9 protein-coding genes and 1 pseudogene are annotated in these 13,543 nt (G+C 57.0%); 4 read left to right on the top strand and 6 right to left on the bottom strand.

Going from position 1 to position 13,543, the window contains the following annotated elements:
- Positions 1-258 precede the first annotated feature (258 nt).
- The 5 genes from AFK24_RS24175 to AFK24_RS24195 all read right to left on the bottom strand — a co-directional run bounded on the left by AFK24_RS24175 (position 259) and on the right by AFK24_RS24195 (position 8,146).
- A complete protein-coding gene (locus AFK24_RS24175) occupies positions 259-1,359 on the bottom strand; it encodes a tetratricopeptide repeat protein (protein ID WP_065835628.1) in 1,101 nt (366 codons plus the stop codon).
- 135 nt (positions 1,360-1,494) lie between these two features.
- Positions 1,495-2,889 (bottom strand): efflux transporter outer membrane subunit, encoded by a 1,395-nt coding sequence (locus tag AFK24_RS24180; protein WP_065835629.1) that lies wholly within the window; start codon positions 2,887-2,889, stop codon positions 1,495-1,497.
- A complete protein-coding gene (locus AFK24_RS24185; RefSeq protein ID WP_065835630.1) occupies positions 2,886-6,065 on the bottom strand; it encodes an efflux RND transporter permease subunit in 3,180 nt (1,059 codons plus the stop codon). The genes AFK24_RS24180 and AFK24_RS24185 overlap by 4 nt, the downstream gene beginning before the upstream one ends.
- Positions 6,066-6,077: 12 nt before the next feature.
- Positions 6,078-7,322, bottom strand: coding sequence for a multidrug efflux RND transporter periplasmic adaptor subunit MexE (gene mexE / locus AFK24_RS24190; protein ID WP_065835631.1), 1,245 nt, complete (start codon positions 7,320-7,322; stop codon positions 6,078-6,080).
- A 188-nt stretch (positions 7,323-7,510) separates the two neighbouring features.
- A complete protein-coding gene (locus tag AFK24_RS24195; protein WP_065835632.1) occupies positions 7,511-8,146 on the bottom strand; it encodes a LysE family translocator in 636 nt (211 codons plus the stop codon).
- A 144-nt stretch (positions 8,147-8,290) separates the two neighbouring features.
- Here AFK24_RS24195 and AFK24_RS24200 point away from each other — a divergent pair, with 144 nt between their 5' ends.
- On the top strand, positions 8,291-8,773 hold the full coding sequence (locus AFK24_RS24200; RefSeq protein WP_065835633.1) for an Lrp/AsnC family transcriptional regulator: 483 nt from the start codon (positions 8,291-8,293) through the stop codon (positions 8,771-8,773).
- Between the two features lie 60 nt (positions 8,774-8,833).
- On the opposite strand, the gene AFK24_RS24205 is transcribed toward AFK24_RS24200, so the two are convergent.
- The gene (locus AFK24_RS24205) at positions 8,834-10,378 is read right to left on the bottom strand and encodes a Fic family protein (RefSeq protein ID WP_065835634.1); all 1,545 of its coding nucleotides are present in this window, start codon (positions 10,376-10,378) and stop codon (positions 8,834-8,836) included.
- A gap of 466 nt (positions 10,379-10,844) precedes the next feature.
- Here AFK24_RS24205 and AFK24_RS31670 point away from each other — a divergent pair.
- The 3 genes and pseudogenes from AFK24_RS31670 to AFK24_RS24215 all read left to right on the top strand — a co-directional run.
- Positions 10,845-11,087: pseudogene (locus AFK24_RS31670) on the top strand (8-oxoguanine deaminase); the annotation flags it as partial.
- A gap of 535 nt (positions 11,088-11,622) precedes the next feature.
- Positions 11,623-12,705 carry a ComEC/Rec2 family competence protein gene (locus AFK24_RS24210; protein WP_065835635.1) on the top strand — a complete coding sequence of 361 codons (1,083 nt, stop codon included), beginning with the start codon at positions 11,623-11,625 and terminating at the stop codon, positions 12,703-12,705.
- Positions 12,702-13,526 (top strand): hypothetical protein, encoded by an 825-nt coding sequence (locus AFK24_RS24215; RefSeq protein WP_065835636.1) that lies wholly within the window; start codon positions 12,702-12,704, stop codon positions 13,524-13,526. Before AFK24_RS24210 ends, AFK24_RS24215 begins: the two co-directional genes overlap by 4 nt.
- Positions 13,527-13,543: the final 17 nt, after the last annotated feature.

The following is a 13,543-nucleotide window of genomic DNA, read 5'->3' on the forward strand; positions in this document are numbered from 1 at the left end:
GTGCCTTGATGAACATAAAGCTGGCTGTCAGTCCCGTCCCGAAGAGAGGGTAGTTGCATCGGCTGCGTGTAAATCATGCACGTTTTTTTTCAGTTAGAAAATAGTCTGGGGATAATTAAGTATAAGAACGACTGATGAGGAGTTGCCGGTTTTTACCCGGCCTTGTGTTATTGCGTGAAGCGAGACGTAAGTAATTTCTGATATTAGAGCCCGCCGGGAAAAGATCGAGAGGTCAACCCCGATCTGATTTGCGCAGCGTTACAAGCCCTGCTGCAAGACTGGATCGTCCGGATTCTGCTGCTCCAGCTCGGCCAAAAGCACCTGGACCATCTGTAATTGCCCGTTCTCTTTCCAGTAATTGATCAGCAATACCCGTGCGCGTCGGTTTCCTGGCTGACGCTTGAGAATTTCGATCAACTGTTTTTGCGCGGCCTCCAATTGGTCCAGATCATGAAGGGCAACCGCCAGGTCATAACGATAATCGTTGTTTTCCGGCTCCAGCTCCAAAGCCTTCGCCAGCCCCAATAGCGCGAATTCGGTCTGATCGTGCTGCAGCAGCCACATTCCCAACGCATGCTGCAGTCGCGCCGACTGCGGATGCCGCTCCAGAAGCTGCCTGAACAATTGCCGCGCCTTGTCGGTCTGCCCTTGTTTGTCCACCAGCTCGATCTGCGTCAAGGCGGCGTCCAGATTGTCCGGTTCAAGGGTCAACGCTAGCTGCACGCTGGCCAAGGCTTGAGCCGGTTGGCCCTGATGCATGGTCAGTCGTGCCAGTTGCAGTTGATTGGTAACGCTGGGTGGCTCGGTTTTCAAAGTAACCGCATAGTCTTCGGCGCTTTTTTCCAGCGCTGCGTAATACAGCCCCAGATCATCAGGAGAAAGCCCGAGCAAGGCGCGGATTGCGCTGAACTTTACCGCTGGCTCCGGATCATCCAGCAAAGGACCAAGCAACAGGCTGCGCTGGTTGGGTGAAACCATCGTCGTGACCACTGATACAGCCGCCTGGCGCACCAGCGGTGAGTCGTTGTGCAGGTCGGCATCCACCAGTTTCAGGGCATTGGGACTGGGGTAATTGCCCAGTTCGGCCAACAGACTGGCGCGTCGGATATCCGACAGGTCGGTTCGTGCCAGTTGCTGATAGAGCACGCGAGCGGCGCCTGGCTTGCCGTTATGCGCCTGTTCGAGGGCCTCGGCATAGGTATGACCCAGCGGGGCCGAGACGTTGGTCGACGGCGAGCTGCGCCAGACGAAAAATCCGAGAATCAGCAGGATCGGCAGAAGGGCAAGTGCGCCTCTTTTCAGCCAGAGACGTCGAGCAGTTACCTGAGAGGAAGAACCTGGTAAAGGCGATTTGGGCATACCGGTATCCGAGTCATGTCGGGTTGCAGCTTCGGGGAGTGATGGCCGACTGTCAAACGGCATGGCATAAAAAAGCCCCGCGACCGGACAGTCGCGGGGCTTTCACATCCAGCTATTCAGCTACCTGACGGTGAGTCAGGCCCGAGGTTGCCAACCGCCGCCCATTGCCTTGTAAATCGCGACAATGCCACGGTACAAGTCGATTTCGGCCTGGGCCTGGGAGTCTTCAGCCGCCAGACGCTCGCGCTCTGCATCGAGCAAGACGAGGAAGTCTGCGGTGCCTTCCCGGTATTGAACCGAGGCCAGATTCGCCGCCGCGCGACTCGACTCGCTTTGGCGAATGATCGACAGCAAGCGTTGCTGGCGTTTGTCGTAGTCGCTGAAAGCGTTTTCCGATTCCTCCAGCGCCAGCAGCACTTGTTGCTCGTAGTTGGCCAGTGCGCCTTCGGCATCTGCATCGGCACCGCGAATGCGAGCCCGCACGCTGCCCAGATCGAACGCAGCCCAGGTAATGCTCGGCCCTAAAGCCCAAGCCTTGGCTGCCGAAGAACCAATCTGCGAGCCGCGTCCGGCGGTGAAGCCAAGGAAGCCGCTGAGGCTGACTCTCGGAAACAGATCAGCGGTTTCCACGCCGATTCGTGCGGTCGAGGAGGCCAGCTGCCGTTCGGCGGCCCAGACATCGGGGCGATGACGCAGCACCTGGGTTGGATCACCGATAGCCAGCTGTTTGGAAATGGCTGGCAGCTTCGACGGGCTCAAGTCGACGCTGAGGGTTTCCGGCCGCTCACCCAACAAGGTGGCGATCCGGTTACGCTGCCGGACCTGCTCGGCCTGCAGTTGCGGCACTGAAGCTTCCACCGCCGCCAGTCGCGCATCGGCACGCACCACGTCCAGCTCGTTGCCCACGCCTGCATCACGCAGTTGCGCTGTTACACCTCGGGAATCCTGTTGATTCTTGAGGTTGTCACGGGCAATGCGTTCGCGAAGCTGTGCGCCGCGCAACTGGCCGTAGGCATCGACCACTTCGGCAGTCAGAGTGACTTGCAGGTCGTACAAGTTGGCTTCGGCGGCGTCCTGATCGGCGTTGCTGGCTTCCAGTTGACGCTGGATGCGCCCGAACAAGTCGATCTCCCAGGCCATGTCCAGACCCAGGTCATAACGTTCGCTGTGCACGCGCTGCTCGGTGATGCCCGGTTGTTGCCCTTTGGCCTGGTCACTGCTGACCCGGCTGGTAATGACCGGCATCGCATCGTTGCTGACGTCGTCGCGGATGGCGCGGGCGGCCTTGAGTCGGGCGAAGGCCACGCGCAGTTCGCGGTTACCGTTGAGCGACTGAGCCACCAGTTTATTCAGGGTCGGGTCATCGAATTGCTGCCACCAGATGGCATCCAGACGGCTGCGATCATAATTGCCCTGAGCGGCCGCCGCGACTTTGGCCGGGGCCGTGTCGGGCGTTTTGTAGTCCGGTCCGACAGCACAGGCGGCCAGGGCCAGAACCAGCAGGCTCGGTAGAAACAGTTTTACGCTCATTGATGCGTCTCCAGCTTCAGAGCCTTGTCAGCCTTGCGGGTTTCTTTACGTTCAACAAAGTTGCGGATCAGCACATAAAACACTGGCGTCAGCAGCAAGCCGAAGAAGGTCACACCCAACATCCCGGAGAACACCGCTACACCCATGGCGTGGCGCATTTCAGCACCGGCGCCGCTGGAGAACACCAGCGGCACAACGCCCATGATGAACGCGAAGGAGGTCATCAGAATCGGGCGTAACCGCAGGCGGCAAGCTTCGAGCACCGCAGCCAGTGGTGTCATGCCTTCGCTTTGTTTGTCCTTGGCGAACTCGACGATCAGAATCGCGTTCTTACAGGCAAGCCCCACCAGTACGATCAGTCCGATCTGGGTAAAGATGTTGTTGTCGCTGCCGGTCAGAATCACCCCGGTAATGGCCGACAACAGCGTCATTGGCACGATCAGGATCACCGCCAGCGGCAGGCTCCAGCTTTCGTATTGAGCCGCCAGGACCAGGAACGCCAGCAGTACACAGAGCGGGAACACCAACAGCGCCGTGTTACCGGAGAGGATTTGCTGATAGGTAATCTCGGTCCATTCGTAGGTCATGCCGTTGGGCAATTCATCCTTGAGCAGTTTTTCCATGGCTGCCTGAGCCTGGCCCGAGCTGTAGCCCGGTGCTGCCGCGCCGTTGATTTCCGCAGTGATGAAACCGTTGTAGTGCATGACCCGGTCCGGGCCTGCGGTATCGGTGACATTGATGAAGGTTGCCAGCGGGACCATCTCGCCGACGTTGTTGCGGACCTTCAGCTGACCAATCTGATCGGCATCCTGACGGAACTGTTGTTCTGCCTGAACGTTGACCTGATAGGTCCGACCGAAGCGGTTGAAGTCGTTGGCATACAGCGAACCCAGGTAAACCTGCAGGGTGTCGAAGATGTCGCTGATGGCAACCCCGTGGGTCTTGGCTTTTTCGCGATCGATTGCCGCATCGACCTGTGGCACGTTGACGGTGTAACTGGTGAACAACGCGGCCAACTCAGGAACGTTGTGGCTCTTGGTGATCACGTTCATGGTTTCTTTGTACAGCTCGTCGTACCCCAGGTTGCCCCGGTCTTCGATCTGCAGACGGAACCCGCCGATGGTGCCCAGACCTTGTACCGGCGGCGGCGGGAAGATCGCCATGTACGCGTCCTGAATGGCGCCGTACTTGCCATTCAGCGCCCCGGCAATTGCGCCGGCGGACTGGCTGGCGTCCTTGCGTTGGTCGAACGGTTTCAGCGTCACAAACACGATGCCTGCGTTCGGGCTGTTGGTGAAGCCGTTGATCGAAAGACCAGGGAACGCAATCGCGCTCTCAACACCGTCCTGTTTCAGGGCGATATCCGACATGCGCTTGATGACATCTTCAGTGCGGTCAAGGCTTGCGGCATCTGGGAGTTGCGCGAAGGCCACCAGATATTGCTTGTCCTGCGGCGGCACGAAACCGGTTGGCGTGGTAGCAAAACCAAAATAGGTCAGCACCATCAATCCTGCGTAGAGGATCAGCGCGATACCACTGCCACGGATCACGCGCCCGACGACGCCTACGTAGCTCTTGCTGGCCCGTTCAAATACTCGGTTAAAAGGCTTGAACAGCCATCCGCCAAGGATTCGATCGAGGAATTTTGAAAAGCGGTCTTTGGGGGCGTCGTGAGCCTTGAGCAGCACTGCCGACAATGCCGGTGACAACGTCAGTGAGTTGAACGCCGAGATCACGGTCGAAATCGCGATTGTCAACGCAAACTGCTTATAGAACTGCCCCGTCAACCCGGAAATAAAGGCTGCTGGCACAAATACCGCACAGAGTACCAGCGCGGTGGCAATGATTGGCCCGGTGACTTCACGCATGGCGCGCTTGGTCGCTTCGACGGGGTTGTGCCCCAGTTCGATATTTCGCTCGACGTTTTCCACCACCACGATGGCGTCATCGACCACGATCCCGATGGCCAGTACCAGGCCGAACAGCGACAACGCATTCAGCGAGAAGCCAAAAAGGTGCATCACAGCAAAGGTGCCGATCAGGGAAACCGGTACCGCAACCAAGGGGATGATTGACGCCCGCCAGGTCTGCAGGAACAGAATGACTACCAGAACCACCAGGATCAGTGCCTCAAACAGCGTATGAATTACCGCTTCGATAGAGCCTCGAACAAAGACAGTGGGGTCATAGGCGATGGCGTAATCCATGCCCTCCGGGAAGCCCTTCTTCAGTTCGGCCATTTTGGCGCGAACACCGTTGGAGATGTCGATGGCGTTGGAGCCAGGGCGTTGGAAAATCGGAATGGCCACGGCGGGCTGATTATCCAGCAGCGAACGCAAGGCGTACTGGTTGGAACCCAACTCGATCCGGGCAACATCACGCAGGCGAGTGATTTCGCCATCCGCGCCAGCGCGGATCACGATGTTCTCGAATTCCTCTTCACTGACCAGACGGCCCTGGGTGTTGATCGACATCTGGAAGCTGGTCGCAGACGGCGAGGGCGGAGCACCCAGCTGGCCGGCGGCTACCTGACGGTTTTGCTCGCGAATCGCGTTGACGACGTCGGTGGCGGTGATATTGCGCGAAGCGGTCTTGTTCGGATCCAGCCAGACCCGCAACGAGTAATCGCCCATGCCGAACAGCTGCACATCACCTACGCCGCCAAGACGCGCCAACTCATCCTTGATATTAAGGATGGCGTAGTTGGACAGGTAGAGCATGTCGTAGCGTTTGTCTGGCGAGGTCAAGTGGACCACCATCGTCAGATCCGGCGAAGCCTTGTCCACCGTGATACCGATGCGCGTTACTTCTTCGGGAAGTTTCGGCTCGGTCCGGGTCACACGGTTTTGCACCTGCACCTGGGCGTTGTCCAGATCAGTGCCCAGCGCGAAGGTGATCGTCAGGGTGATCTTGCCGTCAGCGGTGGATTGCGAAGACATGTACAACATGTTTTCGACACCGGTAATGGCTTGCTCAAGCGGTGCTGCGACGGTTTCACCGATGACTTTCGGGTTGGCACCCGGGAAGTTGGCGCGCACCACAACAGTGGGCGGCACGACTTCGGGGTATTCGCTGATGGGCAACTGGAACAGCGAGATGGCGCCAGCGATCAGAATCATCAACGACAGTACTGCCGCGAAGATGGGTCGCGAGATAAAAAATTGCGAGAAATTCATCTATATAGTCCCTTAACCGCGTGGCGTAGCAGTGCTGGCGACTTTGACGGCCACTTTAGGCGGCGTCACTTGCGGCAGATTGCTGGCTTCGAGGGCTTGGCGTTGTTTGAGAAGAGCGGCGAGGGTTTCAGCACTGGCCATCTGCGTGACTTCCGGGTCCACAGGTTGACCGGGACGTACGCGCTGCAGGCCTTTGACGACAATGGTGTCGTCTTTATTCAGGCCGTTGCGCACGATGCGCAAGCCTTCGACCTTCGGCCCCAGTTCAACCGGGCGATAAGCCGGTTTGTTGTCCTTGTCCATCACCAGGACAAATTTCTTGCCCAGATCGGTACCGACGGCCTCGTCGTTGATCAGCACCGCTGAATACGTGCCGCTGCCGACCAGCTTGAGCCGCGCATACAAGCCTGGGGTATAGCTGCCGTCGGCGTTATCAAAGACTGCCCGACCGCGAATGGTGCCGGTTTTCGGGTTGACCTGATTGTCGACGAAGTTCATCTGGCCTTCGTGGGGATTGCCTGTCTCGTTGGACAGCCCCAGATAGACCGGAGTGGTCTGGCCGCGTTGGCCCTTGCGTGCCAGGTCGGTGTACTTGAGGAACACGCGCTCGTCGGCATCGAAATAGGCGTAAACCTTGTCAGTCGATACGACGCTGGTCAACGCAGTGACATCGGCAGTCACGATGTTGCCTGCGGTGATTTCTGCACGGCTGACGCGGCCGCTGATTGGGGAGGTCACCCGGGTAAAGCTCAGATTCAAACGGGCCAGATCAAGTTGGGCCTGGATCGCTGCCACGCCGGCCCGTGCTTCCTGGGCGCTGGTAGTGCGCGACTCGGCCAGTTCGGCAGAAATTGCGTTGTTGGTGCGCAGACGCTCGCCGCGTTGGGCTTCGTTATCAGTGCGGGTTGCGGTAGCGCGAACTTGCTGAAGCTGGGCTTCGAGGCGGCGAACCTCAGACTGGAACGGGCGGGGATCGATCTGAAACAGCAGATCGCCTTTCTTGACCAGGGCGCCATCGGTGAAGGCAACGGAATCTATCTGGCCGGAGACCCGTGGGCGGATTTCCACAGTTTCCGGCGCTTCGAGGCGTCCGGTGAACTCGTCCCATTCATTGATCGGTTGCTCCAGCACCTTGGCGACGCTGACTTTGGCAGCTGCCGGAGCCATCGTCGCCTCAGGCGCCCGACCGCAGGCGCTGATCACCACCAGGGCCAAGGCGGCGAGGGGGTAGCGCAAATGATTGAATGTCTGAGCCATTGGAGAATCCGCCGATAGTATTGAGATGGGCGGATTCTGTTCTGAGGGGTGTTATTGCACGAATCGAATGAAGCAAAGGTGAATATCATTCGGAATGATATTGACCATCCTCCATCCGGTAACAATCGAAGACTATCAAAGTAACCGGCTGACAGCAGGATCACCCGGCTAAAAAATCAGTCAGACGGTTACTGGGGTCTGCCAGCCAGGGCCAGGCGGGCTCCGAACGCGATAAGCATTGCTGCGAATGTCCAGCGCTGCACAGTCTGCATCATCGGATGCCGTTCTATCCAGTAGCCCAAGGCGACGCCCGCCATCGCATAAATGAAATCGAACAGCAGCCCGATCACCACCAATACCACGCCAAGCAACAGGAATTGGCTGGGCACGCTGCCAGCGTCGGCCTGCACGAACTGCGGCAGCAACACCGAACAGAATAGCAGCGCCTTAGGATTGGTGATGTTGGTCAACAAACCGCGCCTCATGGCGGCAAGGTAGGCCATCGATGATGCGTCGGTTGCTGCCGTGGAGAGTTGCGGTGCGAGGGATGAGGCCCGCGCCAGCTTGATTCCCAGCCAGACCAGATACGCCACACCGACCATTCTGACCACCTCAAAAGCCCAGGGCACCGTGTTGAGGAGTGTTGCAAGACCTGCCGCCGCCAATGTGACGTGGGCAGCGCGCGCCAGCCCCAAACCTATTGCGGTAGCTATTGCTTGTCCGCGTCCTTGGGTGCTGGAGGTCTGCAGCAACAACACCATGTCAGGCCCTGGTACGAGAAAAACGACGAACAATGCGCCAATGAACATTCCGAGATTCGCCATGCCTGCAAGCCGTCCGCCATTAAATGAGTAAGCCGGAATTATAATTTCTGACGGACCGGGGCATGTTGCGATGTACGTCGTCACGAGGGTGATTATTGGCATATCATGCTATTAAACATCATAGATAGTTGAGTTTATGCCAATATGAAACTCGATAACCTTGACCGGCGAATTCTCAGTGCACTTCAGCGCGATGCCCGATTGACCAACGTGCAGCTCTCGGAAGAAGTGGGCTTGTCACCGTCCCCATGTCTGCGCCGTGTTCGCCTGCTTGAGGAGGCCGGCATCATCCGTGGTTATCACGCCGATGTGGATCGAGCCGGCATTGGCTTGGGGTTGACCGTATTCGTGGGAGTGAAGGTGGAGCGTCATCATGACGAGGCATGGACCGCCTTTCGCAATGCGGTGGTTCTTTTGCCCGAGGTGGTGTCGTGCCACCTTGTATCCGGCGAATCCGATTTTCTCTTGCAGGTGCTGGTGCCGGATTTGTCGGCCTATGAGAGTTTTCTGCTCGGCTCGCTGCTGAAGCTGCCGGGCATCAGGGACATTCGGAGCAATTTCGCCATTGCCACGGTCAAGGCACAGGCAGCCATCCCACTTGGGCATCTGCCACACGCGACGCAATAATCTCAATACGTGGTCAACAGGCGAGCGGGTCTGTCGATTACAAAGACGTGAGGTTGAAGATCACTCTTCGCCGCTCCCCACTTCTCGTTCTTCGAATGCGGAGCGCACAGCTTCCACAACACGTTCCGCCCGGTGAGCGTCGTCCAGCTGCGGATACGTTTTCTTCAACTTGCCGGAGACCTGCCAGCCATTTTCCTTGAGAGAGCGAATGATGCGGTTCGCGTCCTGATCCGGCATTTCCAGCACCTCTTTGAGTCGCTGCTGGGCGTGCTGGAAAATGACCAGAACACGGGCCTCATCGGCCATCTCGGTACGGATCGTATGCGCCACGACCTGGGCCGTGTACAGGACGTGTTCGGTCAAATCGGGATAGCGCCATGCGAATTGCGCGTCGTCATAGTCATCGAAAATCAGGTTGCTCGAGGTTCCATCCTCGTAGACGACGAGTTCGCCAAACCGATGGGACGCTGCGTAGCGCTGCATGAATGGCCGCGAAAACACCTCCAGCGTGCGATCGTAGCGCGCCCGGAAATCGATCGAACTGGTGATGCTGGCCGACACCGGCAGGATCACGCCATCAGGCACTGCCTTATCGCGGATCAGGGTGTCGTTGATCAGGAAGCGATGGATCCGACCATTGCCGTCCCGCATGGGGTGGATATACACAAAGGCGAAGGCGATTGCAGCTGCCCGGGCCAGCGGCTCGGCGCCCCGTGTTGCCAGCTCGAATGCCTTCAGACCCTCGAGCAGTTGCGGTATCTGCTCAAATTGCGGCGCGATGTAGTGCACGATGTCCTCGCGCATGGTCGCCTGTCCTACGAACACCGGCGATTGCCGCAGACCCAGCCCGAAGGACTCATGACCCAAAATAGCGGCTTGCAACGTGTGCAGGCTATCGTTGCTCAGCGGATCCTTGATATGGCCACAGTACTTGGCGATCACGTGGGCAAACCGTTGGATCCTGTCGGCCTGGTCGGCCTCTTTCTCGATCAGAAAGCTCGCACGCGACTCCTTGAACGTCAGCCAGCTGGCCGTGCGTATCAATATGTCGGCGCCAAAGGTCTGGTTCAGCTCGCGCAGTGCCGCATCCAGGTCAAATTGCAGCGCTTGCTGTACGGTATCGGTGCGGCGGACCAGGGGGCAGAACTCCGGCACGCCGGGCAGATTATCGTTGATGCGCCAGCGCCGTATCCGCAGTGGCTCGACGCGGGTCAGGTACTGCTGCGATGAAACGGCATCGACATAGCCGCCATTGGTCACATCCGGCACATCCAGATGCTGTCCGGTTAGCCACTCGTACAGGAATCCGCTGCGGCGGGCATATTGGCCAAAGGGCGCTTGCCGGCACCAGGCTTCGATGGACTCTGGGCCGACAGCGGCAAACAGACGGGCGAAAAACTCGAGGTGAATTTCTTCGTACTTGAGCCCAAACTCGAAATGCCCCGCGAAATTGTCCACCGGCTGGTAGCTGGCGGGATACTTGTTCTCGACATGTCCGTTGCTCTCGCGGCTCATCCGTGTCGTACCGATCACCGATTCCACACGTAGGGGTTGTGCAAGCGCGATAGCGTAGCGATCGGCGAGTGCCTTGAAGCCTACTTGCATGCTCGAATCCCCTAACGAGAGCTAAAAAATGATAACCAGAAGGGGATAGTACGCGAAAACACTAATTTAGTGGGCGCGGAAACGTTAACGCTCACATGAATTCGATAATTATTAAGCTATTTCTATCGAAAATGATAAAAGGGCAAGACATCCGTTGGAGACGTGCGTTGTCGGCATTGCTGCCAATCAGAGACTGTCCGGATCGCCGAAAAACATTTTGACTGGGCTCTAGGGCGGTAGTTACAGCCTGAAAAAATCGAATTGTGCCCCCAGTTTTGCCCCCATTCGCATCGGGTGTACAAGCGATCGCGAACGGCGATTTTCAGCGGTCCCAAGTCTGGCAGTGCCTGGATCAGTGTATTCCGTTTGGGCTTCGGTGTAGGTTGGAGGTTTCTTCGCGTAAATTAGTCTATGGTTGTTTGAGATGAAGGTTTGATCAGCCACTTTCCATAGCGGCCATCGGTTCGGTGGCGCCCAGTGCCCGTGCTCGAGCATACGCCTGGCGTCGGGCAACACGCCAATCCGCAAGATGCGCAACCGCTGTGTGCCGGTGGGTCTTGGGGGGACGCTGGGCTTTCAACAATGACGCCAGCATGAGCGGTGAGGTGCACCAAACCTACTGTCGGAGCAGGTCGGTTTCGGCCTCTATGCGATAAATGCGTGCGAAGCACCGGAATTTGGCAACTTGGGCGGTGCCAAGGAGCTCAACCCTTAGAGTATCGCCGCCTTGGCCCCGTGCATATCTAGCTACCCCATGTATGGGGTGCTAGGGGTCGAGTGTTCGAATCACTCCGTCCCGACCATATTATTCAATGAGTTAGCCCAATCTTTTCAGGTTGGGCTTTTTCATGCCTACAAAATTACTCCCACATTTACTCCCACGGATATCTTGGATCTTGGTGGCGCTGCGAGCTGAGATGGCGTATTTGTGTTCGAGTCTCGTCCGCTGCACCATATTTGCTTCCACAAGGCTCGCTGAAGGCCTGGAAGCCACGGAAATAGAGGCTTTTCGGCGCTTTTTTCGTTTTCTGAATTCCACTGGAATCTATCTGTCGCCAGCACTCTGGGCCTCGCTCATGAAATAAATTTCACGTCTCCCCTTGAAGAAATTGGATCCATCCCAAAATCGATTGATCTGTAGTGGCCATTGGCTGCGTTTCAGCTCTCGCTTATCGATATTCTGGTGGACAATCACGAAAATCGGGCCGCGGCAGCTCAACGAAACAATACTTGGGGAGCGCGATATGGCTGAGAGCATTGAGATTGACTTTCTACCGGTGGGAAAGGGCGAGCATAGCGGCGATGCGATTGCGATCCGCTGGCGTGAAAATGACGAATATAAAGTAATGGTTTATGACGGCGGAACCCGAGATTACGGCGTCGCACTGGTCAAGCATATCCAAGAGCACTTTGAAACCAACTACGTCGACTATGTCGTCAATTCTCACCCTGACAATGATCATGCCGGAGGACTGCTGCACGTCTTGGAAACTCTCACGGTTGGCGAGTTATGGATGCACCGCCCTTGGGAGTACAGCGACCAGATCCGAGATTATTTTCACGACGGCAGAATGACTGACGAAAGCCTGGCAAACCGACTGAAGCAGAAAATGTCGGCTGCCCACGCGCTTGAAGAGGCTGCCTTGAAGCGGGATATTCCGATTCAAGAACCGTTTGCGGGTGACCAGATCGGGATCTTCACAGTTCTATCACCCGGTAAGTACCGTTACGTACACGATTTGGTCCCGGCTTTCGAGAAGGCTCCTGAGCTCAAAGAAAACCAGAGCGCTATTGCTTCTGTACTTGACGCCGTTAAAGGTGTTGCAGGCTATGTTGCTGCGAAATGGGGTATGGAATATCTGCCTGAAACAGTGATCACCTCAGCAGAAAACGAAAGTAGTGCGATTCTTTTTGCTTCCATAGGTGAACGAGGGTACCTCCTGACTGGGGACGCCGGAATTGAATCGCTCAGAGCCGCTGCAATTTTTGCCACTGAAAATGGCATTGACCTGCCTAATCGCGTGACCTTCGCCCAGATTCCCCATCATGGCGGTCGTCACAACGTCTCTACAGAAACGCTGAACATGCTTGTGGGGGATCCGCTTGCTGAGATGCCCGAGAATCCAAGCCGCCGAGCCTATGTATCTGCGGCAGAGAAAGCGCCACGTCATCCGAAGAAGGCTGTAACGAACGCATTTGTTCTTCGCGGTTTCAAGGTAGTTAAGACAAAGGGACAGTACATCTCCCACCGCTCTCCTGGCGGGGCTAAGCGTGAAGGATGGGGACCGGCTAGCTACGAGCCTTTCCATGAGGAAATCGAAGAATGAGCGAAGGAGCCGGAGTTTCAGGCTTTGCCAAAGCCATCACTCAGTTCTCGGACACCTATGAGCGCCAAGCCCGGCTGTATCCTGCTCTGCTAGCACTCTCGCCCATTATTGTGACTGCGATGGCATTGTACGGGGATAGACTCGGACTGATTTCTGGGGTCGTATCGCTGCTGGTCGCGTTCGGGCTACTTCACCTGCTTTCCGACTACGCGAGAAGCCGGGGAAAAGAAAACGAGCAGGCGATGTGGAGGAAGTGGGGCGGGCCTCCTAGTACGCAGGTATTGCGCCATCGCGATGGAATTTTCGAGCCAGGGGAGCTACTTGGTTATCACGTCAAGCTTGCCACACTGATGAACAAACCTTTCCCTTCGAGTGCTGAAGAAGCATCCGATCCTCAAGGTGCCGACGCGGTGTACGCGGAAGCCTGCGGAATGCTACGCGCCGCCACGCGGGATACCAAAAAATTCAACCTGTTGTTTAAGGACAATATCTCCTACGGTTTCCGTAGAAATGCTTTAGGTCTTCGAAATATTGCCGTGGCTTCGTGCTTCGTCAGCTTATTCTGGGTTGCTATTCGCCAAGGCCCTTCGATGTGGGTATCTCGTTATCAAGCAGCAACGACTCCAGAGGCGTTTTTTACGGTCAACGAAGTCACAGCCATTGGGGCGTCGCTAGTCATGCTGCTGATGTGGACGACATTCATCACGGAAAAGTCTGTCCGAGCGGCGGCTTTTTCCTACGCCCGGATGCTTGTCTCCGCCTGCGAGGTTTTGGCCGCGAAGCCTAAGGCTAGTCGAGGGAAGAAAGAAACGGTGAAGTGAGCCCTCTCACTTCCGTT

Source organism: Pseudomonas syringae, assembly GCF_001698815.1.
GTDB classification, from domain to species: domain Bacteria; phylum Pseudomonadota; class Gammaproteobacteria; order Pseudomonadales; family Pseudomonadaceae; genus Aquipseudomonas; species Aquipseudomonas syringae_A.

Bases quoted from the DNA above. Each gene is read 5' to 3' on its own strand.
- AFK24_RS24180 (WP_065835629.1), bottom strand. From the start codon at position 2,889: ATGAGCGTAAAACTGTTTCTACCGAGCCTGCTGGTTCTGGCCCTGGCC.
- AFK24_RS24185 (WP_065835630.1), bottom strand. From the start codon at position 6,065: ATGAATTTCTCGCAATTTTTTATCTCGCGACCCATCTTCGCGGCAGTA.
- AFK24_RS24175 (WP_065835628.1), bottom strand. From the start codon at position 1,359: ATGCCCAAATCGCCTTTACCAGGTTCTTCCTCTCAGGTAACTGCTCGA.
- AFK24_RS24200 (WP_065835633.1), top strand. From the start codon at position 8,291: ATGAAACTCGATAACCTTGACCGGCGAATTCTCAGTGCACTTCAGCGC.
- mexE (WP_065835631.1), bottom strand. From the start codon at position 7,322: ATGGCTCAGACATTCAATCATTTGCGCTACCCCCTCGCCGCCTTGGCC.
- AFK24_RS24210 (WP_065835635.1), top strand. From the start codon at position 11,623: ATGGCTGAGAGCATTGAGATTGACTTTCTACCGGTGGGAAAGGGCGAG.
- AFK24_RS24195 (WP_065835632.1), bottom strand. From the start codon at position 8,146: ATGGCGAATCTCGGAATGTTCATTGGCGCATTGTTCGTCGTTTTTCTC.
- AFK24_RS24215 (WP_065835636.1), top strand. From the start codon at position 12,702: ATGAGCGAAGGAGCCGGAGTTTCAGGCTTTGCCAAAGCCATCACTCAG.
- AFK24_RS24205 (WP_065835634.1), bottom strand. From the start codon at position 10,378: ATGCAAGTAGGCTTCAAGGCACTCGCCGATCGCTACGCTATCGCGCTT.